Source organism: Streptomyces sp. NPDC005811 (genome assembly GCF_040630405.1).
Taxonomy (GTDB): Bacteria; Actinomycetota; Actinomycetes; order Streptomycetales; family Streptomycetaceae; genus Streptomyces.
On sequence record NZ_JBEXXK010000025.1, the window covers coordinates 107,811 to 128,926 of the forward strand.

A 21,116-nucleotide genomic window follows, 5' to 3' on the forward strand; every position below is an offset into this window, starting at 1 on the left:
CCCCCGTGCCGCCGCTACGGAAGGATGATCCGTTGCGGGGTCTCGTTGAGGGCTTCGACCAGGGCGCGCAGCTCCTCCGGAGGGATATCCGCTGGGACCTCAACCCTGTTGCCCGAAGCCAGTTCGACGGTGAGGCGCTGTGCCTTTCGGGTCGAGCTGATCTGCAGCAGGCCCGTCATCAGAGCCGTCAGGCACGAGCCCACCGCCCCGATCGTGGCGACCAGGACCGCCGGGTCCACAGCCCGAAAGCTCAGTGCCGGACGGCGGATCTCGACCCGGGCACCGGATTCGGCGAGGCTCACGCGGTCGAGGCTGTGGAAAATTTCCGCCGCCGACTGCGAAGCGGATTCGATGACCACCTGGTGTTGGCTGATGACGACCCCCGTCCTCGGCTGCGGCCGCCCCCGACGGGGTGCCACTCCCCGGAAGCTACCGCGCGGAAGGCGTGGTGATGGATGGAAAGCGGTAAATAGTCGGCGACTTCGACCAGACAGGCACGAACACCGGGTCGCGAACGCCCTGTGGGCTCGTACGGTCAAGTCGCTTTCACGGAAGACGCGGTAGGTAGGACCCGGGTGCCGGGGGCCGATCCATTGCGCACGAGCCACGGCTCGCTCCTGGCCTTCAGCGACCCGGACGGCACCGGCTGGCTCCTCCGGGAGATCGCCACCCCCGCCCCGCCTCGATGCCGCGACCGCGACGTTCGCCTCCGCCGAGGACCTGGCGAGCGCGCTGCGGCGTGCCACGGCCGCGCGGTGCGCCGTGGTGGGCGGAGGCGCATGCTGAAAGGTGGAGCGTTTGGGATGCGTACGGAACGCCGCGGACGGACGACGTCCATCTCGACCCAGGGAGCAGGTCATGCCATCGCTGCACTTCCACGTGAACTCCTCGATGAGCCCGGACGAGGTCATGGGTGTGCTGACGAACTTCAGCCCCTCCCGTGTCGAGGAGTGGCCCTCCATCGACGCCGAGCACTTCCAGGTCCACGAGCGGGGCGATACGTGGGCGGAGGTGACCGAGGGGAACGGCAAGTCGTGGGAGCGCGCACGCTACGAATGGGACCCGTCGGCGAACAGGGTCACCGTCACCACGCGTGACTCGGTGCCCTTCGGCTCCGGGGGCTGGCAGTTTCAGATGACCCCCACGGACGACGGCACCCGCGTCGACGTCAGACTCGAACGGCACCCCGCCTCGTTCAAGTCGAAGATGATGTCCTCGATCATCCCCTTCGCCGGTCCGGTGTTCCGCAAGTCCTTCAAGGAACCCCTGCACACCACGTAGTCGTACAGCGCCTGCACCGCCCCGAACACGGCGCCGCCGGCAACCGAGACCTTCCTGCATAATGGTTGATGTGACAACTGGAGTGTGTGGGAGGTGCTCTCGGTGAGCAACGTGGAAACCGACCCCCCGGCGCTGCGCTGTGGTGCGCCCGTCGACGGTGAGAGGACGGCCGGGGCGCCCCGGGTCGACGTGCTGCCGGCGCGGGACGTGCCCCTCGGCGGTCCGCGTGCGATGCACGTGAGACGGACGCTGCCGCAGCGGGACCGTACGCTGATCGGAGCCTGGTGCTTCGCCGATCACTACGGGCCCCACGACATCACCACGTCCGGGAACATGGACCTCGGACCCCACCCGCACACCGGGCTGCAGACGGTGAGCTGGCTGTTCAGCGGGGAGATCGAGCACCGTGACACCCTGGGCAGCCGTGCCCTGATCCGGCCCGGTGAGATGAACCTCATGACCGGTGGGTACGGCATCGCCCATTCGGAGGTCTCCACCCCGAGGACCACGATCATCCACGGCGTGCAGCTGTGGGTGGCGCTGCCGGGGGAGCATCGCGACGCCGGACGGGCCTTCGAGCACTACGTCCCCGAGGCGACGCACCTCGACGGGGCCGAGGTGCGGGTCTTCCTGGGCTCGCTCGCCGGAGCGGTCTCTCCGGTGCGGACCTTCACGCCGCTGCTCGGTGCGGAGATCCTCCTCGCGCCGGGGGCGTCGGTCGCCTTCGACGTGGACCCGGCCTTCGAGCACGGCCTGTTGGTGGACAGCGGGGATGTCCGCCTGCTCGACACCGTGCTGAGGCCGGCCGAACTCGGCTACGTCGCCTGCGGCGAGGACACTCTGACGCTGGTCAACGAGTCGGAAGGCGCGGCGCGGACGATTCTGCTCGGCGGACCTCCGTTCGGGGAGGAGATCGTCATGTGGTGGAACTTCGTCGTGCGCAGTCATGACGAGATCGTCAAGGCGCGTGAGGAATGGGAAGCCTCCTCCGACCGCTTCGGCGTCATCGAGGACTTCCCCGGGGGCCGCATCCCCGCCCCGTCCCTCCCCAACGCCGTCATCAGGCCTCGCGGCAACCGGCCGCGCCGCTGACCTCTCCCGAGAAGGGCATCCCTTGAGCCAGTCCTCTGCCGCGCCGGTCGTCGAGCGAGTGCTCAAGCGCCATGACGAGTTCGCCGAGATCACCGATCCGGTGACGTCCGACGTGCTGCGGTGGCTGGAGTCGCAGCGCGGCTGAAACCCGTGAGAGGCGGGCGCCGTTCGACCACCGGCGCCGGTCACTGCGTCCGCTTGCGGGTCTGCTTCACTTCCCGGTCGACGGCCCAGGCGTCGGCGACCGGCCCGAGGTGGCCGAGCTTGTCGGGGTTGATGACCGAGCGGATGGTCTGGATCTGCCCGTCGAGCACGTCGAGGGCGAGGACGTGGAGGACCTTGCCCTCCCGGTCGCGGAATACGGCGCCCGGCTGGCCGTTGATTTCGTGCGGCTCGAACGTGACGTCGACCCGGGTCATCAGCGGGTGGACGATGGCGAGCAGCCTGGCCACGTTCTCGGAGCCGATGACGGCCCTGGCCAGCTGCGGGGCCTTGCCGCCGCCGTCCCCGACGAGCTGGACATCGGCGGACAGCAGTCTCCGCAGACCGTCCACGTCCCCCTGCGACAGTGCCTCGAAGAACCGCTTCGCCAGTTCCTGCCGCTCCTGGCGGTCCGCCTCGAACCGGGGCCGTCCCTCGTTCATGTGGCGGCGGGCTCGTACCAGTAACTGACGGCACGCCGCCTCCGAGCGCCCCACCGTCGAGGCGATCTCGTCGAAGCCGAAGGCGAACACCTCCCGGAGCACGAACACCGACCGCTCCAGCGCGCTGAGCCGCTCCAGGAGCAGCAGCGCGGCCATCGACACCGAGTCGGCCAGCTCCGCCGCACGTGCCGGGTCCTCGTACGGATCGCTCAGCAGAGGCTCGGGCAGCCACGGTCCGACGTACTCCTCCCGCCGTACCCGGGCGGAGCGCAGCACGTCGATCGCGATCCGGGTCACCGTCGCCGACAGGAACGCCTTGGTCGACACGGGCCTTGTCGGCGAGGAGTCGAAGCGCAGCCATGTCTCCTGCACCGCGTCCTCCGCCTCGCCCACGCTGCCCAGAATCCGGTACGCGATCGAGAACAGCAGAGGCCGCAGCTCCTCGAACTCCTCGATTCTGTCCACGCCGTCTCCCTCTTGCGGTCCGTGTGTCCGGCCGGATCGGTGCCGACGAGACATCCTTCGTGGATCATCCGACCTCGTAGTCCCCGGCCGGCTGCCGGGTGATGACGTTCAGCCGGTTCACCGCGTTCATGAACGAGATCAGGATGACCAGCGTGGTGAGCTGCTCCTCTTCGTAGTGCTCGGCGGCCCGTGCCCACACCTCGTCGCTGACGCCGTCGGCCGCGTCCGCGACCCGGGTCCCCTGCTCCGCCAGCTCCAGCGCGGCACGCTCCGCCTCGGTGAAGACCGTGGCCTCCCGCCACGCCGAGACCAGGTTCAGCCGCACCGAGGTCTCGCCCGCGGCGGCGGCCTCCTTGGTGTGCATGTCGAGGCAGACGGCGCAGCCGTTGATCTGGCTCACCCGCAGTGCCACGAGTTCCTGCGTGGTGGCCGACAGTGGTGACTCCTTGAGCTCCCGGCCTGCCGACATGAAGTACTTGAGGGTCTTGCCGGCGGCCGGGGCGGCGAAGTAGTCGAGTCGCGCGTCCATCGTGTGCTCCTCCGAGTTCGTCGGTGTCGTCACCCCCGAGACGAGACAGCCCGCGGCCCTGTGACACGGGGAGCTGTGACCCACGTCTCCTCACTGACCGGGTTCGGACATGCCGCAGCCGAGGCGCCCACGCCGGGTGAGAAGTCCTCGGCCCAGGCCTGATCGGACTCGTTTGGTGAGCTGTCAACCACGTCTACACTTTCCGCATGGAGGAAGAAGTGCCTTGGCTGACGGCGGAGGAGCAGCATGCCTGGCGGAGTTTCGTCCGGCTGCACGAGAAGCTCGGGGGCCGTCTGTCGCGCTTGCTGCAGACGGAGTCGAGCCTGTCGGCCGCCGACTTCGGGGTGCTGGTCAATCTGACGGACGCGCCCGAGGGGCGGCAGCGTTATCAGGACCTGGCTCGGGCCCTGGAGTGGGAGAAGAGCCGGATGTCCCACCATATCGCGCGGATGGCCGGGCGGGGTCTGGTCGTCCGGGAGGAGTGCCTCGAGGACGCGCGGGGTGCATTCGTGGTGATCACGGAGCAGGGGCGCTCGGCGATCGAGGCGGCGGCCCCGCTCCATGTGGCGGCCGTGCGTGCGCTGTTTCTCGACCATGTCACCCCGGCGGAACTGCGCACCCTGGGTGAGATCTCCGCGCGGGTGGTCGCGAAGCTGGACGAAGACGCCTCCTGATCCGACGGCGCATCCTCAAGAGTAGGTGATGAGTCAACGATCGGGTATCCTCGTCATGTGGGGGCGCCTGGTGTGGTGTGCGGTTCGGAATAGACGTCGACCGCGGCTCATTATGACCTACTAGTTGATGCATCAACCTCATGGAAAGGCTGAAGGCGATGCAGTTCGGCATCTTCACCGTCGGCGATGTGGCCCCCGACCCGGCGACCGGGCGCGCCCCGAGCGAGCATGAGCGCATCAAGGCCATGGTCGCCCTCGCCCAGAAGGCCGAGGAGATCGGTCTCGACGTCTTCGCGACCGGTGAGCACCACAACCGGCCGTTCGTGCCGTCGTCGCCGACCACGATGCTCGGCTACATCGCCGCGCGCACCGAGCGGATCCTCCTGTCCACGTCCACCACCCTGATCACCACCAACGACCCGGTGAAGATCGCCGAGGACTACGCCATGCTGCAGCACCTGGCCGACGGCCGGGTGGACCTGATGATGGGCCGCGGCAACACCGGCCCCGTCTATCCGTGGTTCGGCAAGGACATCCGCGACGGCATCAACCTCGCCGTCGAGAACTACGCCCTGCTGCGCCGGCTGTGGCGCGAGGACGTCGTCGACTGGCAGGGCCGCTACCGCACGCCGTTGCAGGGCTTCACCTCCACGCCCCGGCCCCTGGACGACGTACCGCCGTTCGTCTGGCACGGCTCCATCCGGTCCCCGGAGATCGCCGAACAGGCGGCGTACTACGGTGACGGCTTCTTCCACAACAACATCTTCTGGCCCAGCGAGCACACCCGGCGGATGATCGAGCTGTACCGCGAGCGGTACGCGCACTACGGGCACGGCACGGCCGAGCAGGCCGTCGTCGGGCTCGGCGGGCACGTCTACATGCGGCACAACTCGCAGGACGCCCTGCGCGAGTTCCGCCCGGTCTTCGACCAGTCACCCGTGATGGGCGGCGGCGTCTCCCTGGAGGAGTACATACGGCAGACCCCGCTGACCGTCGGCACCCCCGAGCAGGTCGTCGAGAAGACACTGACCTTCCGCGAGTACGCCGGCGACTACCAGCGCCAGCTGTTCGTCGTGGACGGCGGTGGCCTGTCGCTGAAGACCGCGCTGGAGCAGCTGGACATGCTCGGCGAGGAGGTCGTGCCGGTGCTGCGCAAGGAGTTCGCGAAGAACCGGCCGGCCGGTGTTCCCGACGCGCCCACCCACGCCTCGCTGCTCGCGGCCCGCGACGCCGGACGCGCCGAGGCCGCCGACCCGGTGGCCTGAGACGGAGGACTGAGACGGAGGACTGAGGACTGATGAGCGAGAACTTCAACACCTACCCGGAGTACGACGGGGTGGCGCCCGACCGGTGGGCCAGCGCGCTGCACCTGTTCGACAACGGCGCCGGAGTGCCGCACGAGGAGACCACCATCGAGCGCTGGGAGCGGGCTCAACGGCTCTTCGACGCCAAGGACTACATCGGCGCCGCCCGGTTGCTGACCGCCGTCGTCGAGGAAGTCCCGGAGCAGAACGGCCCCCGGCTGCTGCTGGCGCGCGCCTACTACCACTCCGCTCAACTGGGGCGCGCGGAGCAGGAGTTGCGCGAGGTCATCGACCGTGACCCGGTGGAGCACTACGCCCACCTGATGCTGGGCCGCACCCTGGAACGCCAAGGGCGGCACGACGAGGCGGGTCCCTGGCTGCGCCTGGCCGCCGCTTTCGCGGGTGACTTCCCGGAAGACGACCGGGCGGGCGGGGTGGCGTAGCCCCTCCGGCACGCTTGCCGCGCGCTCGAGGCCCGGGGTGCGGTGTGGGCGGTGACGACCGACGCATCTGAGTCGAGCCGGCGCGGCCGGACTCGCCGTTATCGTCTCATCCCCCCGGGTGCGACCGGAGTACCCGTCTTCTCGCGGAGTTCGTCGAGGGTGACGCCGGGTGCCAGTTCGACCAGTCGGCAGCCCTCGGGCGTGAGGTCGAGCACGGCCAGGTCGGTGATGATCCGCTGCACGACCCCCTGCCCGGTGAGCGGCAGGGTGCACTCCGCGACGATCTTGTGGGAGCCGTCCTTGGCGACGTGTTCCATGAGGACGATGACGCGCTTGGCACCGTGGACCAGGTCCATCGCGCCGCCCATGCCCTTGACCATCTTCCCGGGCACCATCCAGTTGGCCAGATCGCCCGTGGCGGAGACCTGCATGCCGCCGAGCACGGCGGTGTCGATGTGGCCGCCGCGGATCATGCCGAAGCTCCGGGCGGAGTCGAAGTACGACGCCCCGGGACTGACGGTGACGGTCTCCTTGCCGGCGTTGATCAGGTCGGCGTCGACCTCGTCGTCGGTCGGGTACGGGCCCGTCCCGAGGATGCCGTTCTCGCTGTGCAGGGTGACCCGGACGCCCTCCGGGAGGAAGTTGGGGATGAGCGTCGGAAGCCCGATGCCGAGGTTGACGTACTCGCCGTCCCGGAGTTCGCGCGCGGCGCGCGCCGCCATCCGGGACCGGGACCAGCCGGACCGCTGCTCGCTCGTGGGCTCGCTCATGCCGCGTCCTCCCGGACGGTCCGCTTCTCGATGTGCTTGGTCTGCGGGCCGGTGTGGACGATCCGCTGGACGTAGATGCCGGGCAGGTGCACTCCGGCGGGGTCGATGGCACCGGGTTCCACGAGCTCCTCGACCTGCGCGACGCAGATCCGCCCCGCCATCGCGGCGAGCGGGTTGAAGTTGATCGTCGACTTGTTGAAGACAAGGTTCCCGTCGGTGTCGCCGAGCCGGGCGTGCACGAGCGCGAAGTCGGCCACGATGCCCTCCTCGAGCACATGGCGACGACCGCGGAACTCGCGGACCTCCTTGCGCGGGGAGGCGACGAGGACGTTCCCGGCCCGGTCGTATCTCCACGGCAGACCGCCCTCGGCGACCGGCGTGCCCACGCCCGCGGGGGTGTAGAACGCGGGAATGCCGGAACCGCCCGCGCGCAGTCGCTCGGCCAGAGTGCCCTGAGGGGTGAGCTCCACCTCCAGTTCACCGGAGAGGTACTGGCGGGCGAACTCCTTGTTCTCGCCGACGTAGGACGCCGTGACCCGGCGGATCCGGCCCAGGTCGAGCAGGATGCCCAGCCCGATGCCGTCCACGCCGCAATTGTTGGAGAAGACCTCCAGGCCGTCGGCCCCCTGCTCGGCCAGTGCCTGGATCAGGAGGTCCGGGATCCCGGAGAGCCCGAACCCGCCGACGGCGAGCGAGCTTCCCGGGGTGATGTCGGCGACCGCCTCCGCGGCCGAGGCCACCGTCTTGCTCATCGGACCTCCCGCTTGCTGCTGACGATCCGGCCGCGGGCCTCGCCGAAGCCGATCCGGGTCCCGTCGGCGCCCGGGGCGGTGGCGGTCAGGACGATCTCGTCGCCGTCCTCCAGGAACGTCCGCTGCTGACCGCCCACGGTGACGGGCTCCCGGCCGCCCCAGGTCAGTTCGATGAAGGCCCCGCGCTGCTCCTTCCCCGGGCCGGAGATGGTGCCGGACGCGAAGAGGTCACCGGTGCGCGAGGGAGCGCCGCCCACGGTCTGGTGGGCCAGCATCTGGGCGGGGGACCAGTACATGGCGGCGTACGGCGGCCGGGAGACGACCTGGCCGTTCCAGACGACCGTGAGGTCGACGTCGAGGCCCCAGGGCTGTCCCATCCGCAGATACGGCAGAACGGCGGGTTCCTGGACGGGGGTCGGGACGCGGGCGGCGTCCAGGGCGAGCAGCGGCACCACCCACGGCGAGATCGTCGACGCGAACGACTTGCCCAGGTTCGGGCCGAGGGGGACGTACTCCCAGGCCTGGATGTCGCGCGCGGACCAGTCGTTGAAGAGCACCACACCGAAGATGTGCCGCTCCGCGTCCTCCGCGCCGATGGACTCGCCCATGGCGTTGCCGGTCCCGAGGACGAAACCGAGTTCGGCCTCGATGTCGAGGCGGGTGGAGGGCCCGAAGACCGGTGCCGGGTCCTGCGGGCCCTTGCGCTGCCCGGCGGGCCGGACGATGTCGGTGCCCGAGACGACGATCGACGCCGCCCGGCCGTGGTAGCCGACCGGCAGGTGCTTCCAGTTCGGCATCAGCGGGTCCGGGTTGTCGGGCCGGAACAGCCTGCCCAGGTTCGAGGCGTGATGCTCGGAGGCGTAGAAGTCGACGTAGTCGGCGACCTCGATCGGCAGATGCAGCGTCACCGCGCCCAGGTCGTGGACGGCCTCGGCGGGGACCTCGCCCCGGAGCCGCTCGGTGAGGGCGGCGCGTACGGCGACCCAGCGGGCGTGGCCCTGCGCCATGAAGGCGTTCAGGTCCGGCCGGGCGAAGACGTCGTCGCCCAGCAGCAGGGCCAGGTCGACGACGTGGTCGCCGTAGCGTGTCGCCACGCGCGGCTCCCGGCCGGGCACGGAGTAGACGCCGTACGGCAGGTTGGTCGGGCCGAAGAGCGAGTCGGCCGGGACGGTCAACTGGGTGGTGCTGGTCATGCGGACACCTCGGTCAGGTCGGCGATCGTCGCGGCGGGCAGCAGGCCGAGACCGGCCGACTCGGTGGCGGGTTCGGCGACGGAGCAGGTGCCGAAGGAGCGGAACACGTCACGGACTTCAGGCGTGAGGGCGCGCACCCGCCCGGCGACCGCGTCACCGTCGCGGTCGGCCAGCAGCCGGACCAGCTCGTCCTCCTCGGCGCCCCGCAGAGCCGCGTCGGTGGCGGTGAGCAGGTTGAGGAAGCCGTGCTGCTCGAAGCCGGTCTCCGGGTCGGTGTTGCGCAGCGCGTGGTGCAGCCCCGCGGTCGCCTTGAAGGGGACTCCGGCCCGCACCGCGGCCAGGACGGCCGCCGCGAGCTCGCGCTCGTCGGGGTAGAGCTCGGCGCGTACGCCGCCCGTCCGGAACTTGGCCAGGTACGGCGTCCCGGCCAGTGCGGCCAGCAGCGGCTCGCGCCGGGCGTCGCGCGGCACCTCGACGTAGACACTCAGGTCGCTGTCCGCGTCGATCGCCTCGGCCAGTGCGGGGACGACCGCCTCGGCGGCGATGCCGTCCGGCACGGCGACCTCCAGCCCGGCCAGCCGTACGGCCGGGATACGCCGGGCCGCGGCGACGGCGTCGGAGACACCCGGCAGCGCGACGGTCACCGAGAGTCCGAAGGAGCCCTCGGGCAGGCCGGCGGTCGGTTCGGTGAGCCGGTCCACGTCCTTGGCGGCGAGGACGAACGCCCCGACCAGTCCGGCGTGGGCGCTGCGCGTGTGCGCCACATGGGCCGGGACCGCCTCCTCGATCGGCAGGCTGCCGGGCGGGAAGACCGCCGCGTCGTCGAACAGGCCGGCGAGGACCGGGGGGACCTCCGGTGTCGGCGGGGCGCTCATCGGTTCTGCTCCCAGGAGTAGGCGTACACCCCGTCGTCCGTCGCGCGGGCGGCCTCGCCGAGCCGGAGGGGACGGAAGGTGTCGACCATGACCGCGAGCTCGTCGAAGAACTCCGCGCCGATCGACCGCTCCGTCGCGCCCGGCTGGGGACCGTGGGGGTGGCCGCCCGGGTGCAGGGAGAGGGAGCCCTGGCCGATCCCGGAGCCCTTGCGCGCCTCGTAGTCCCCGCCGCAGTAGAACATCACCTCGTCGGAGTCGACGTTGGAGTGGTAGTACGGCACCGGCACGGCCAGCGGGTGGTAGTCGACCTTGCGCGGTACGAAGTTGCAGATCACGAAGTTGTGGCCCTCGAAGACCTGGTGGGCCGGCGGCGGCTGGTGGACCCGGCCCGTCAGGGGCTCGAAGTCACGGATGTCGAACACGTACGGATAGAGGCAGCCGTCCCAGCCGACCACGTCGAAGGGGTGGTTCGGGAGGGTGTGGACGGTCCCCAGGACACCGCCCGGCCCGCGGTGCTTGATGTACACCTCGACGTTCTCGCCCTCGACGGTCCGCGGCCCGACGGGGAGGCGGAAGTCGCGCTCGCAGAACGGCGCGTGCTCCAGCAGTTGGCCGTTCTTGGACAGATAGCGCCGTGCGGGCCCGATGTGCGAGTTCGCCTCGACGGCGTAGATCCGGACGGCCCCGTCGGGCACGATCCGGTAGGTGGTCGCGCGCGGGACGACGACATAGTCCCCGTCACCGACTTCCAGGTCCCCGAAGACCGTCTCCACGCGCGCCCGGCCGTCCTCGACGTAGAGGCACTCGTCGCCGATCGCGTTGCGGTAGTACGGGCTGACCGTGTCGGCCACGACGTACGACAGCCGTACGTCCTCGTTGCCCAGCAGCAGCCGGCGCCCGGTCACCGCGTCGATGCCGGACCCGCCGTCGGAGAACAGCTTGTGCGTGGAGAGATGACGGGGGATCAGGGGGTGGTTCGGCACCAGGGACTGGTCCCCGAGGTCCCACACCCGATACTCCCGCACCGCCGAGGGGATGTGCCGGTGGTAGAGCAGCGAGGAGTCCGAGGAGAACCCCTCCTCGCCCATCAGCTCCTCGTGGTAGAGGTTCCCGTCCGGGGCCCGGTGCTGGGTGTGACGTTTCGGCGGAACCGCTCCCGCCCGGTGGTAGTACGGCATGTCTCTCTCCTCAGGAGTCGGAGTCGCGGTGCCGAACGTGCCGTGAATGTGCGCTCAGCGCACATTTTTGTGCGTTGGTAGAAACAACGTGAAGTTAGGTCCCGGGTGGCGGTGCCGTCAAGGTCGCTTCCCCGGCTCCCGCGCGCCGCTCGTGGGTGTGAGGTGGCCTAACGTGGCGCCCGAAGAAGATCTGTCGGTTTCCGCGGGCGCCGTGCGCGGGCCGCGCGATCAGGAGGTGTCGATGGCCGCCCTGCAAGGTCTGGATCGTGGGCTTCGGGCCCTGGACCTGATCTCTCTGACGGCCGACGGTCTGACGGTGGCGGACCTGGCGGCGCAACTGGAGATCGACCGGGCCGTCGCGTACCGGATCGTGCAGACGCTGGAGGAACACGCGCTGGTCTCCCGGCAGGGCAAGCGGGTACGGCTCGGGGCCGGCGCCGCCACCCTCGCGGGGCGGTTCCGGCAGCAGCTGGTCCTGGCGGCCCAGCCGGTGCTGCAGGAGCTCGCCGACACCACGGGCGCCTCCGCCTTTCTGACGCTGGCGCACGGCGCGCGGGAGTGCGTTCCCGTGGCGGGTGCGCAGCCGGCCGTCCAGCACGGTCCGGTCCAGGTGGGCTACCGCATCGGCGTCCGGCATCCGCTGGAGCGGGGGGCGAACGGCATCGCCATCCTCGCGTTGCAGCCGCCCCTGCCGGACGAGCCGGAGGGGGTCGTGCGGGCGCGCGAGCTGGGCTACAGCGTCACCTCGGGACAGCTCCAGCAGGGTGCCACCGGGATCGCGGCGGGGTTCGAGGTCCCGGGCGCGGCGGGCGCCTCGGTCGGTGTCGTGGCCATGCACGCGTTCGACATCGAGTCGGTCGCCGCCGAGGTGAAGGAGGCGGCCGCGCAGCTGGCGTCGCTCGGCAAGGCCTGACGACGCCCGGCGTCCGGTCGTCGAGCTCCCAACTGGGCAGATTGTATATATGAGGCGGCCTTGAGCGGGGCAGACTGAGCAGCCTGAACAGCTCGGAAGGCCACTCTTGTGCAGCTGACGGGACCCGGTGTGTTCTACCGCCACGCGCTGGAGACAGCACACCGAAAGGGATGACGCATGAGCATCGATCAGACCCTCACCAGCCAGGAGCGCCTCGCGGAGCTCGACCTGCAGCAGCTCAAGCAGCTGGTCGGGCTCGTGGAGTACGACGCCGACGGTGACCCCTTCCCGGTGACCGGGTGGGACGCGGTGGTCTGGTCGGTGGGCAACGCGACGCAGGCCGCGCTGTACTTCCAGGTGGTCTTCGGCATGGAGCTGGTCGCCTACTCCGGCCCGGAGACCGGCAACCGCGACCACCACGCGTTCGTGCTCCGTTCCGGGGCGATCCGGTTCGTGCTCAAGGGCGGCGTCGACCCGGACAGCCCGCTGCACAACCACCACCGCCGCCACGGTGACGGCGTCATCGACATCGCCCTCGAGGTCCCCGACGTCGACAAGTGCATCGAGCACGCCCGCGCGGAGGGCGCGACCGTGCTGGTGGAGCCGCACGACGTCACCGACGGGCACGGCACCGTGAGGATCGCGGCCATCGCCACGTACGGCGACACCCGCCACACGCTCGTGGACCGCTCCCGCTACACCGGCCCGTACCTGCCCGGCTATGTCACCCGGACCTCCGGGTACGTGAAGCCCGAGGGCGAGCCCAAGCGCATCTTCCAGGCGCTCGACCACGTCGTGGGCAACGTGGAGCTGGGGAACATGGACGAGTGGGTCGATTTCTACAACCGCGTCATGGGCTTCACCAACATGGCCGAGTTCATCGGCGACGACATCGCCACCGAGTACTCGGCGCTGATGAGCAAGGTCGTCGCCAGCGGCAATCACCGGGTGAAGTTCCCGCTCAACGAGCCGGCGGTCGCCAAGAAGCGTTCGCAGATCGACGAGTACCTCGACTTCTACCGCGGCCCCGGCGCCCAGCACCTCGCCCTCGCCACCAACGACATCGTCCGGACCGTCGACATCCTGCGGTCCAAGGGCATCGAGTTCCTCGACACGCCGGAGAGCTACTACACCGACCCCGAGCTGCGCGCCCGGATCGGCAACGTCCGCGTGCCGATCGAGGAACTGGCCTCACGCGGCATCCTCGTCGACCGTGACGAGGACGGTTACCTGCTGCAGATCTTCACCAAGCCGATCGGTGACCGGCCCACCGTGTTCTTCGAGTTCATCGAGCGCCACGGCTCGCTGGGCTTCGGAAAGGGCAACTTCCAGGCCCTGTTCGAGGCGATCGAGCGCGAGCAGGAGAAGCGCGGCAACTTCTAGGGCTCCGTGACCGGTGGGCCGTCAGTGCTGGAGCCGAAGCCGGAGCCAGAGCAGCAGTGCCTCGTCCGGGTCCTGAAGGTCGATGCCGAAGAGCTCACCCGCCCGCTTGATGCGATAGCGCAGGGTGTTCGGGTGCACGTACATCTCGGCCGCTGCCCGGGCGGTGTCGCCCAGGCAGCGCAGGTAGGCGTAGAGGGTGTCCGTGTACTCCGTCCCGTTGAGCGCGTCGTGCTCCCGCATCGCCTCCAGCCCGCCGAGCCGCACCTCGTCGAAGGCGGCCGGATCCGCGCGCAGCCGCAGGAAGAACAACTCCGCGCGCACCTCCTGGAAGTCCGCGACGGCGTGGTCCTGGCCGCGATGGGCCAGCACGCTCAGTGCGGCGTCCGCCTCCTTGCGTGAGCGTTGCACCGCGGACAGGGTGGCGGCGGGGCCGCCGATCCCGGCACGCAGGCGCACCCCGAGCAGAACCCGGATGCGCTCCAGCACGCTCTCCGCCAGTTCCCTGCCGACCGCGCCGGCCGTGGACGGGTCGGCCGGCAACAGCGTGTAGACCACCCCGTCGAGCTGGACGGTGCTCGCCCTGACGTGCTGGGCCTGGGCGTGACCGGTGATCAGCTCGATGATGTGGGCCATCTCCGGTTCGCTGACGTCGTTCTCCGTCTCCGCGTGCTCGAAGGCGGCGACGACGAACCCGGGGCCGTGGGAGCCGAGGGGGCCGGTGCGGGGCAGGTCCTCGCCCAGGAGGGCGCCGCGCAGCGCTTGTTCACGGGCCCTGCGGGCCAGGTCACGGGAGTTGCGGTGCCGTAGCAGACGCAGTGCCGCGAGGTCGGCGGCGTCCTGCAGCGTCCGCTCCTCCTCCGGCCCCAGACTGCGGTCGGAGTCGATGACCCAGAGGGACCCCAGCACGACGCGGCCGGCCAGGATGCCGACGGCCACGCGTGGCAGGGCACCGTGTCCGGTGAACCGCACGGGGCGGGGGCGCTGCCGCAGTCGCGGGTCGGCGTGCAGGGCCCGGAAGGCCTGGGGGACCTCCCGGCCGAGAATCCCCTGGCGCCGTGCTTCGTCGGTGGGCTGACCGGAGATCGTGGAGTACGCGATGATCCGGTAACGATCGTCCATGATCGCCACCGCGCCGTGGAGCCGCGCGGCGGTCACGTTGGCGAGGTCGAACAGGTCGTCCCATCCTCCGCCGTCGCCCGTCGTGCCCGGTCCGGACCGGGTGGTGAGAACCGCGGAGAGAAGGCCGTCGAGGTGGCGCCAGTCGACCTCGTCGTCCGCCGCCAGCAGAGCGATGCCCTGCTCGCGCGCGAGCGAGCGCAACGCGGCCGGGTCCTCACCGTGCAGCTTGACGACCAGGGCGGTGTACCCGGCCTTCGCGGCCATGCCGAGGGCTGTTTCCGCTTCCCGGGACGCAGGGCCGATGCCGATGCCGAAGAGCATCGTCCGCGGGACCGCGCCGATCGGGTGGGGCGGATCGAGGATCTCCAGCTCGTCCACCGGGACGTCCAGGCCGAGGGGGGCCTCCAGCGGTCGCAGCAGGGTGTCGCCGACCGCGCCCAACAGGGAGGCGAGGGTCGCTGAAGTCGACGCTACTTGTGTCATTCCCTCAATCAACCCCCCACTCTTGAGTGAACTCAACATAGCAGCGAGGAAATCCCGGAGACAGACTCGAGGAACCGCACGAAGATCTCAGGAGGGACGACATGAGGAAACTGGCTCGGCTGCGCGCCGCGCTGCCCACCGGTCGACAGGCCGGGGGAGTGGACGACACCCCTGTCGGCACCCCGCAGTGGCTGCGTGACGGGCTGGTCGCCCTGGTCGGCGCGGAACAGGTGCTCTCCCGTCCCACCGATCTCGCCCGTTACGCCTCCGACGCGAGCCCGTACCGCTACGTGCCCCGCGTGGTCGTGATGGCCCGCGACGCGTCGGACGTCGCGGCCGTCCTGGGCTTCGCGTCCCGCCACGACCTGCCGGTGACCTTCCGTGCCGCGGGTACCAGCCTCAACGGACAGTCCCAGGGGTCGGGCATCCTGGTGGACGTGCGCCGGCACTTCGCCGGAGCCGTGGTCGAGGAGGACGGCCGGGTCCTGCGCTCCCGCCCGGGGACCGTGATCGCGCGGGCCAACGCGCAACTCGCCCGGCACGGCCGGATGCTCGGCCCCGACCCCGCCAGCAGCGCCTCCGCCACCCTCGGCGGTGTCGTCGCGAACAACGCCAGCGGGATGTCGTGCGGAGTGGCGCGCAACGCCTACCACACGGTGCGCTCCCTGCGGGTCGTCCTCGCTTCGGGCACGGTCGTGGACACCGCCGACCCCGCAGCCGACGCACACCTCGCGAGCGCCGAACCCGCCCTGGTCCGCGAGCTCATGGCCATCAAGAAGGAACTCGAGTCCGACCCGGAGCTGTGCGACCGCATCAGAAGCAAGTTCTCCATCAAGAACACCAACGGCTATCGACTGGACGCCTTCCTGGACGCCGACACCCCCGCCGCGATCCTGCGCGGGCTCATGGTCGGCTCCCAGGGCACCCTCGGCTTCCTCGACGAGATCGTGTGCGACACCGTGCCGTTCGGACGCCATCACGCCACCGCGCTGCTGCGTCTGCCGGGTCTGAACGAGGCGGCCGCCCTCGTCCCTTCCCTGGTCGAGGCCGGCGCCCATGCCGTGGAGCTCCTGGACGCCCCGTCCCTGCGCTCCACCTCCACCGTCACCGGAGCCCCCGGCTGGCTCGCCGAACTCACCGAGGACGCGGAGGACGCCGCCCTTCTGGTGGAGTTCCGGGCCGCCGATCCGGACGACCTGCGAGCCCGGCAGGAGCGCGCCGAGGCCGTGCTGGCCGCCTCTCCCGTCCCCGTGGTGGGGGAGTTCACCCGGGACTCGGCCACCGCCGGCGGGTACTGGCGGGTCCGCAAGGGCCTGCTCACCGCCGTCGGCAGCACCCGGCCGCCCGGGACCGTGCTGCTGGTCGAGGACGTCTGCGTCCCCCCGCGCCGCGTCGCCGACGCCGCCCGGGACCTGTTCCTACTCCTGAAGTCCCATGGCTTCGCCTCACCCATCGCCGGGCACGCGTCCGCCGGAAACCTGCACTTCCCGCTCATGCTCGACCCCTCCTCACCGGAGGACGTGCGCCGCTACCGCGCTTGTATGCAGGACCTCGCCGACCTGGTGCTGAACACCTACGGAGGCGCGCTCAAGGGCGAGCACGGCACCGGACGCAACATGGCCCCGTTCGTGGTCCAGGAGTGGGGAGGCGTCGCCGTCGGGCTCATGTGGCGGCTCAAGACCGCCCTCGATCCGCACGGCATCCTCAACCCGGGTGTGATCCTGGACGACGACCCGGACGCCAACGTCCGCAACCTCAAGGCACTGCCCCCGATCGACCCGGCCCTCGACCCGTGCATCGAGTGCGGCTTCTGCGAACCGGCCTGCCCCAGCCACGACCTGACCACCACGCCCCGCCAGCGCATCGTCCTCCAGCGGGAGATGGCCCGCCACCGGGCCGACTCCCCGCTCGTGCTCTCCCTCACCCGGGACTACGCCTACGACGCCGTGGACACCTGCGCCGGGGATGCGAGCTGCGCCGTGAGCTGTCCCGTCGACATCGACACGGGCGCCGCGATGAAGAAGCTGCGGCACGCCCGGCACGGTCCCTTCGCCGAACGCGCCGCCACCTGGGCCGCCCGGCACTTCGCAGGTCTGGAAGGAGCCGCCCGGCTCGCCGTGGGCGTCGCCCGGCGCACCGCGGACGTCGCCGGTGACGCGCCGCTGCGTGCCGTCACCTCCGTGGCCCGCGGCGTGCTGGGGGCCGAGCAGATCCCCGCCTGGCTGCCCGAGGTGCCGCGGGCCGCCCCGAAACGCCTGCCCGCCACCCGCCGGGAGACGGCGCACGCCGTCTACGTACCCGCCTGCGTCAACCGCGTCTTCGGCGTCCCCACGGGCGGGAGCGGGCCCACGGTGGTGCAGGCTCTCGTCACGCTCGCGGAGCGGGCCGGGCGGCCGCTGTGGATCCCCGACGACGTGGCCGGCACCTGCTGCGGCACCATCTGGCACAGCAAGGGCTACGAGAAGGGGCACGACACCATGGCGGCGGTGCTCGTGGACCGGCTGTGGCGGTGGAGCGAGGAAGGACGACTGCCGGTCGTCATGGACGCCTCCTCCTGCTCGCTCGGCGCCCTGCGCGACGTGGTGCCCCACCTGAGCACGGCCGACCGGCACCGCCACGGCCGGCTGACCATCCATGACGCCGTCGACTGGGCCCGGCAGGAACTGCTGCCGCACCTCACGGTCACCGAACGGGTCCCCACCGCGGTGGTGCACACCACCTGCTCGATGCATCGGACCGACCACGGATCGGCGCTGCGGGCGGTGGCGGAGGCGGTCGCCGACACCGTCGTCCAGCCGATCGACGAGTCCTGCTGCGGATTCGCCGGCGACCGCGGCTTCCTGCACCGGGAACTGACGGAGAGCGCCACCGCACCCGAGGCGGCAGAGGTCGCACAGCTCGACGCACAGGCCCATCTCAGCGCGAACCGCACCTGCGAGATCGGCCTCCACCACGCCACCGGCGAGGCGTACACCTCGGTCATCCAGCAACTGGAACGAGCCACCCGGCCGCCTGCGACGCGGTGACGTCGAGCGAGGCGAGCAGCGTTCGGCGACGGCGCCCAGGGTGCAGTGGAAGGGGGGGACCCGTGCCGCGCTGTGCGCCTAGGGCGATCTGCTCGGTGAGCGTCGGCGGTTCGGGGAACCGGAGTGCGCCGGGGGCGGCGGGCTCGGGCGCGGCGCCGTGCGAACAGCGGGATCACCAGCGCCCGCCCGTCAACGGCATGGGTGTCCCGGCGGCGGTGTCCTGGGACGGCGCGGGGTGCCCAGGGGCGCGGCACGTGCGCGAGGCCGACGCGCCGCGGCTGTTGTGGCGGTGTGCTCGCCCCCGTCTGCGGGAAGTCCTGTGCGGGGCGGGGCGGGGCGAAGCCGATGCCGGCCGGGGAGGCGGCACGGGCCTACGCCTGCGGCTGGCCCGCCTGTCGTCGACGGCCGGAGCAAGGCCGACGCAGGCCGGACCGCGCCACACCAGAACGGCCACGACGGCCGGCAGACAGGCCCCGCAGCCGACCGTCACCCACAGGGGAGCCGCTGCCCCGCCGATCAGCCGAGGCCGTCGGCGCCGACCTGCACGGTCGACTCGTCCAGCAGTCCGTCCGTCACCGGCTGGAGGGCGCCGTCGAGGCCGCGTACGGGGGTGGCCTCCTTGTACCAGGACTCGATGACGGCGTTGCCCCAGAAGTCCCGGCGCCGGTCGTCGTGGACGTTCCATCGGTACGTCTCGTGGTCGGGGTCGCCGGTGTAGTAGTCGGAGGTGTAGATCTCCACCCGGTGACCGTCGGGGTCCCTGAGGTAGAGATAGAAGGCGTTGGAGACGCCGTGCCGGCCCGGACCGCGCTCGATGTGGTGCTCCTTGCGCACCGCGCCGAACAGGTCCGCGGCACGCAGGACCTGGTGGGACTCGTGGGTGGCGACACCCAGGTGGTGCAGACGGGGACCGGGACCGCAGGTGAAGGCGACGTCGTGGACGGTCTGCTTGCGGTACATCCAGGCCGCGTACAGCTCGTGTTCGTCGCCCTCGATGGTCTCCGAGCAGCCGAAGCCGAGGGACCGGTAGTGGGCGTAGGCGGCGGGGATGTCCGGCGTGCAGAGGTTGAAGTGGTCCAGGCGGGCGACCTCGGCGCCATGGCGCAGGTCGTAGCGCTGGATGAGGCGTTCGGCACGCTCGATGTCGTGGAAGAACTCGACGGGGAAGCCCAGCGGGTCGATGACGCGGACCGCGTCGCCGACACCGGGCGCGCCCTCGCCCCTCGGTACGCGTTCGACCGGTCGGCCGAGGTCGGTGAAGAACTTCTCGGCGTTGTCCACGTCGTCGGGGGTGCGCACCCGGTAGGCGATGTGGTCGAGGGCGGGCTGCTCGCCGGTCCTCAACACCAGGGAGTGGTGGGTGAGTTCGTCACCGCCGCGCAGACAGAGGGTGTCGGCGTCCTCGTACTGGACATGGAAGCCGAGCATGTCGACCCAGAACCAGCGCGAGGCGGCCAGGTCGGTGACGACGAGTTGGGCGTAGGCGGAACGGATCACGTCGGGCGCGGTCATGCGCCCGCTCCGAAGCGGGGCGTGTGCACGTCGCCGAGCGCGACGTGGACGATCTTCGACTCGGTGTAGAAGTCGATGGAGTGGGCGCCGCCCTCCCGTCCCACACCGGAGGCCTTCACCCCGCCGAAGGGAGTGCGCAGGTCACGCACGTTGTGGGAGTTGATCCAGAGCATCCCGGACTCGACGGCGTGCGCGATGCGGTGGCCGCGCTTGAGGTGGGAGGTCCAGATGTAGGCGGCCAGACCGAACTGCGTGGCGTTGGCCAGCTCGATCGCCTCCTCCTCGGTGTCGAAGGGGGCGACGGCGACGACCGGGCCGAAGATCTCCTCCTGGAAGATGCGGGCGTCGCGCTCGACGTCGGCGAAGACGGTCGGCTGGAGGTAGTTGCCCTCGGCCAGGTGGTCCGGGCGGGTGCCGCCCGCGACCAGGCGGGCCTCCTTCTTGCCGATCTCGACGTAGTTCAGGACGCGTGCGTAGTGCTCGGGGTGGACGAGCGCCCCGACCTCGGTGGCCGGGTCGGACGGCTCACCGACGCGGACGGCCGCGGCCCGCTCGGCCAGGCGGCGCGTGAACTCCTCGTACACCGGGCGCTCGACCAGCACCCGTGAACCGGCCGTGCAGCGCTCCCCGTTGAGGGAGAACACGCCGAACACCACGGAATCCAGGGCGGCTTCGAGGTCGGCGTCGGCGAAGACGATCGCCGGGGACTTGCCGCCGAGCTCCATCGAGGTCGTCTTCAGATGCCGGGCCGAGGAACGGATGATGTGACGGCCGGTGTCGGTGGAGCCGGTGAAGGAGATCAGCGGCACGTCCGGGTGATCGACCAGCGCCTGACCGGCCTCCTCGCCGATGCCGTGCACGATGTTCACCACGCCCGCCGGGAGCCCGGCCTCGGCGAAGATCTCCGGCCACAGGGAGGCGGACAGCGGGGTCCACTCGGCCGGCTTCAGGACGAGCGTGCAGCCGGACGCCAGAGCCGGGGCCAGCTTCCAGCTCTCCAGCATGAACGGGGTGTTCCACGGCGTGATCAGCCCGGCCACCCCGACGGGGGAGCGCACGACATAGCTGAACTGGTCGTCGCCCTGCCGGAAGGCCTCCTCGCCGAGGGCGACGATCACGTCCGCGAAGTAGCGGAAGTTCTCCGCCGCGCGCCGCGCCTGCCCCTTCGCCTGGGTGATGGGCAGTCCGGTGTCGTAGGTCTCGAAGGCGGCGAGCCGGTCGTGGCGGGCCTCGACCGCGTCCGCGATCCGGTACAGCACGCCTGCGCGCTCGCGGTTGGAGATGCCCGACCAGGCGGGGAAGGCGGCCCGCGCCGCCGCCACGGCGTGATCGACGTCGGCCGCCGCACCCCGCGAGGCCTGCGCGTACACGGTGTTGGAGACCGGATCGGAGACGTCGAACGTCCGCCCGTCGGCGCTGTCGACCGGTTCGCCGCCGATCCAGTGCCGAAGGGCCGAGGGCAGGTTCTCGATGGTCATGG

General features: G+C 70.8%; 20 protein-coding genes. 9 read left to right on the top strand and 11 right to left on the bottom strand.

What is annotated here, in order from left to right; all coding sequences use genetic code 11:
• Window positions 1-14: 14 nt before the first annotated feature.
• The gene (locus ABZ490_RS26445) at window positions 15-359 is read right to left on the bottom strand and encodes a hypothetical protein (protein WP_358994653.1); all 345 of its coding nucleotides are present in this window, start codon (window positions 357-359) and stop codon (window positions 15-17) included.
• A 499-nt stretch (window positions 360-858) separates the two neighbouring features.
• On the opposite strand from ABZ490_RS26445, the gene ABZ490_RS26450 reads away from it, so the two are divergent.
• The 3 genes from ABZ490_RS26450 (at window position 859) to ABZ490_RS26460 (ending at window position 2,518) form a co-directional block, all read left to right on the top strand.
• Window positions 859-1,281, top strand: a complete 423-nt coding sequence (locus ABZ490_RS26450; RefSeq protein WP_358994656.1) for a hypothetical protein — start codon at window positions 859-861, stop codon at window positions 1,279-1,281.
• A gap of 102 nt (window positions 1,282-1,383) precedes the next feature.
• On the top strand, window positions 1,384-2,373 hold the full coding sequence (locus tag ABZ490_RS26455) for a pirin family protein (protein WP_358994659.1): 990 nt from the start codon (window positions 1,384-1,386) through the stop codon (window positions 2,371-2,373).
• A 22-nt stretch (window positions 2,374-2,395) separates the two neighbouring features.
• Complete coding sequence (locus ABZ490_RS26460) at window positions 2,396-2,518, top strand: hypothetical protein (protein ID WP_358994662.1); 123 nt, start codon at window positions 2,396-2,398, stop codon at window positions 2,516-2,518.
• Window positions 2,519-2,558: 40 nt separating this feature from the next.
• Here ABZ490_RS26460 and ABZ490_RS26465 read toward each other — a convergent pair whose 3' ends face one another.
• Both ABZ490_RS26465 and ABZ490_RS26470 read right to left on the bottom strand, forming a co-directional pair.
• A complete protein-coding gene (locus tag ABZ490_RS26465) occupies window positions 2,559-3,482 on the bottom strand; it encodes an RNA polymerase sigma-70 factor (protein ID WP_358994665.1) in 924 nt (307 codons plus the stop codon).
• Window positions 3,483-3,546: 64 nt separating this feature from the next.
• On the bottom strand, window positions 3,547-4,011 hold the full coding sequence (locus ABZ490_RS26470) for a carboxymuconolactone decarboxylase family protein (protein ID WP_358994668.1): 465 nt from the start codon (window positions 4,009-4,011) through the stop codon (window positions 3,547-3,549).
• Between the two features lie 206 nt (window positions 4,012-4,217).
• Here ABZ490_RS26470 and ABZ490_RS26475 point away from each other — a divergent pair, with 206 nt between their 5' ends.
• The 3 genes from ABZ490_RS26475 (at window position 4,218) to ABZ490_RS26485 (ending at window position 6,432) form a co-directional block, all read left to right on the top strand.
• The gene (locus tag ABZ490_RS26475; protein ID WP_358994671.1) at window positions 4,218-4,685 is read left to right on the top strand and encodes a MarR family winged helix-turn-helix transcriptional regulator; all 468 of its coding nucleotides are present in this window, start codon (window positions 4,218-4,220) and stop codon (window positions 4,683-4,685) included.
• A gap of 158 nt (window positions 4,686-4,843) precedes the next feature.
• Window positions 4,844-5,950: an LLM class flavin-dependent oxidoreductase gene (locus tag ABZ490_RS26480; protein WP_358994775.1), complete on the top strand. Its 1,107-nt coding sequence runs from the start codon at window positions 4,844-4,846 to the stop codon at window positions 5,948-5,950.
• A 32-nt stretch (window positions 5,951-5,982) separates the two neighbouring features.
• Complete coding sequence (locus tag ABZ490_RS26485; RefSeq protein WP_358994674.1) at window positions 5,983-6,432, top strand: tetratricopeptide repeat protein; 450 nt, start codon at window positions 5,983-5,985, stop codon at window positions 6,430-6,432.
• Window positions 6,433-6,530: 98 nt separating this feature from the next.
• Here the strand turns inward: ABZ490_RS26485 and ABZ490_RS26490 are convergent, their stop codons facing one another.
• Genes ABZ490_RS26490 through ABZ490_RS26510 form a run of 5 tightly spaced genes read right to left on the bottom strand, consistent with a single transcriptional unit; the run spans window position 6,531 to window position 11,200 of the window.
• Window positions 6,531-7,202: a 3-oxoacid CoA-transferase subunit B gene (locus ABZ490_RS26490; RefSeq protein ID WP_358994677.1), complete on the bottom strand. Its 672-nt coding sequence runs from the start codon at window positions 7,200-7,202 to the stop codon at window positions 6,531-6,533.
• A complete protein-coding gene (locus ABZ490_RS26495) occupies window positions 7,199-7,954 on the bottom strand; it encodes a CoA transferase subunit A (RefSeq protein ID WP_358994680.1) in 756 nt (251 codons plus the stop codon). Before ABZ490_RS26495 ends, ABZ490_RS26490 begins: the two co-directional genes overlap by 4 nt.
• The gene (gene fahA / locus ABZ490_RS26500; protein ID WP_358994683.1) at window positions 7,951-9,147 is read right to left on the bottom strand and encodes a fumarylacetoacetase; all 1,197 of its coding nucleotides are present in this window, start codon (window positions 9,145-9,147) and stop codon (window positions 7,951-7,953) included. The genes ABZ490_RS26495 and fahA overlap by 4 nt, the downstream gene beginning before the upstream one ends.
• On the bottom strand, window positions 9,144-10,022 hold the full coding sequence (locus ABZ490_RS26505) for a hypothetical protein (protein ID WP_358994686.1): 879 nt from the start codon (window positions 10,020-10,022) through the stop codon (window positions 9,144-9,146). Before ABZ490_RS26505 ends, fahA begins: the two co-directional genes overlap by 4 nt.
• Window positions 10,019-11,200 carry a homogentisate 1,2-dioxygenase gene (locus tag ABZ490_RS26510; RefSeq protein WP_358994689.1) on the bottom strand — a complete coding sequence of 394 codons (1,182 nt, stop codon included), beginning with the start codon at window positions 11,198-11,200 and terminating at the stop codon, window positions 10,019-10,021. The genes ABZ490_RS26505 and ABZ490_RS26510 overlap by 4 nt, the downstream gene beginning before the upstream one ends.
• A gap of 172 nt (window positions 11,201-11,372) precedes the next feature.
• Between ABZ490_RS26510 and ABZ490_RS26515 the strand changes: the two genes are divergently transcribed.
• Both ABZ490_RS26515 and hppD read left to right on the top strand, forming a co-directional pair.
• Window positions 11,373-12,113: a helix-turn-helix domain-containing protein gene (locus ABZ490_RS26515; RefSeq protein ID WP_358994692.1), complete on the top strand. Its 741-nt coding sequence runs from the start codon at window positions 11,373-11,375 to the stop codon at window positions 12,111-12,113.
• A gap of 177 nt (window positions 12,114-12,290) precedes the next feature.
• Window positions 12,291-13,496 carry a 4-hydroxyphenylpyruvate dioxygenase gene (gene hppD / locus ABZ490_RS26520; RefSeq protein ID WP_358994696.1) on the top strand — a complete coding sequence of 402 codons (1,206 nt, stop codon included), beginning with the start codon at window positions 12,291-12,293 and terminating at the stop codon, window positions 13,494-13,496.
• A 21-nt stretch (window positions 13,497-13,517) separates the two neighbouring features.
• Here the strand turns inward: hppD and ABZ490_RS26525 are convergent, their stop codons facing one another.
• Entirely contained in the window at window positions 13,518-15,098 is a 1,581-nt protein-coding gene (locus ABZ490_RS26525) for a helix-turn-helix domain-containing protein (RefSeq protein ID WP_358994699.1), read from the bottom strand.
• A gap of 101 nt (window positions 15,099-15,199) precedes the next feature.
• On the opposite strand from ABZ490_RS26525, the gene ABZ490_RS26530 reads away from it, so the two are divergent.
• Window positions 15,200-18,124, top strand: coding sequence for an FAD-binding and (Fe-S)-binding domain-containing protein (locus ABZ490_RS26530; protein WP_358994702.1), 2,925 nt, complete (start codon window positions 15,200-15,202; stop codon window positions 18,122-18,124).
• A gap of 516 nt (window positions 18,125-18,640) precedes the next feature.
• Here the strand turns inward: ABZ490_RS26530 and hpaD are convergent.
• On the bottom strand, window positions 18,641-19,636 hold the full coding sequence (gene hpaD, locus ABZ490_RS26535; protein WP_358994705.1) for a 3,4-dihydroxyphenylacetate 2,3-dioxygenase: 996 nt from the start codon (window positions 19,634-19,636) through the stop codon (window positions 18,641-18,643).
• The gene (gene hpaE / locus ABZ490_RS26540) at window positions 19,633-21,114 is read right to left on the bottom strand and encodes a 5-carboxymethyl-2-hydroxymuconate semialdehyde dehydrogenase (protein ID WP_358994708.1); all 1,482 of its coding nucleotides are present in this window, start codon (window positions 21,112-21,114) and stop codon (window positions 19,633-19,635) included. Before hpaE ends, hpaD begins: the two co-directional genes overlap by 4 nt.
• Between the last annotated feature and the right edge of the window lie 2 nt (window positions 21,115-21,116).

Coding starts and splice junctions, on each gene's coding strand:
- hppD (WP_358994696.1), top strand. CDS start 12,291: ATGAGCATCGATCAGACCCTCACCAGCCAGGAGCGCCTCGCGGAGCTC.
- fahA (WP_358994683.1), bottom strand. CDS start 9,147: ATGACCAGCACCACCCAGTTGACCGTCCCGGCCGACTCGCTCTTCGGC.
- hpaD (WP_358994705.1), bottom strand. CDS start 19,636: ATGACCGCGCCCGACGTGATCCGTTCCGCCTACGCCCAACTCGTCGTC.
- ABZ490_RS26450 (WP_358994656.1), top strand. CDS start 859: ATGCCATCGCTGCACTTCCACGTGAACTCCTCGATGAGCCCGGACGAG.
- ABZ490_RS26480 (WP_358994775.1), top strand. CDS start 4,844: ATGCAGTTCGGCATCTTCACCGTCGGCGATGTGGCCCCCGACCCGGCG.
- ABZ490_RS26485 (WP_358994674.1), top strand. CDS start 5,983: ATGAGCGAGAACTTCAACACCTACCCGGAGTACGACGGGGTGGCGCCC.
- ABZ490_RS26510 (WP_358994689.1), bottom strand. CDS start 11,200: ATGCCGTACTACCACCGGGCGGGAGCGGTTCCGCCGAAACGTCACACC.
- ABZ490_RS26490 (WP_358994677.1), bottom strand. CDS start 7,202: ATGAGCGAGCCCACGAGCGAGCAGCGGTCCGGCTGGTCCCGGTCCCGG.
- ABZ490_RS26495 (WP_358994680.1), bottom strand. CDS start 7,954: ATGAGCAAGACGGTGGCCTCGGCCGCGGAGGCGGTCGCCGACATCACC.
- ABZ490_RS26505 (WP_358994686.1), bottom strand. CDS start 10,022: ATGAGCGCCCCGCCGACACCGGAGGTCCCCCCGGTCCTCGCCGGCCTG.
- ABZ490_RS26475 (WP_358994671.1), top strand. CDS start 4,218: ATGGAGGAAGAAGTGCCTTGGCTGACGGCGGAGGAGCAGCATGCCTGG.
- ABZ490_RS26470 (WP_358994668.1), bottom strand. CDS start 4,011: ATGGACGCGCGACTCGACTACTTCGCCGCCCCGGCCGCCGGCAAGACC.
- ABZ490_RS26530 (WP_358994702.1), top strand. CDS start 15,200: ATGAGGAAACTGGCTCGGCTGCGCGCCGCGCTGCCCACCGGTCGACAG.
- ABZ490_RS26525 (WP_358994699.1), bottom strand. CDS start 15,098: ATGACACAAGTAGCGTCGACTTCAGCGACCCTCGCCTCCCTGTTGGGC.
- hpaE (WP_358994708.1), bottom strand. CDS start 21,114: ATGACCATCGAGAACCTGCCCTCGGCCCTTCGGCACTGGATCGGCGGC.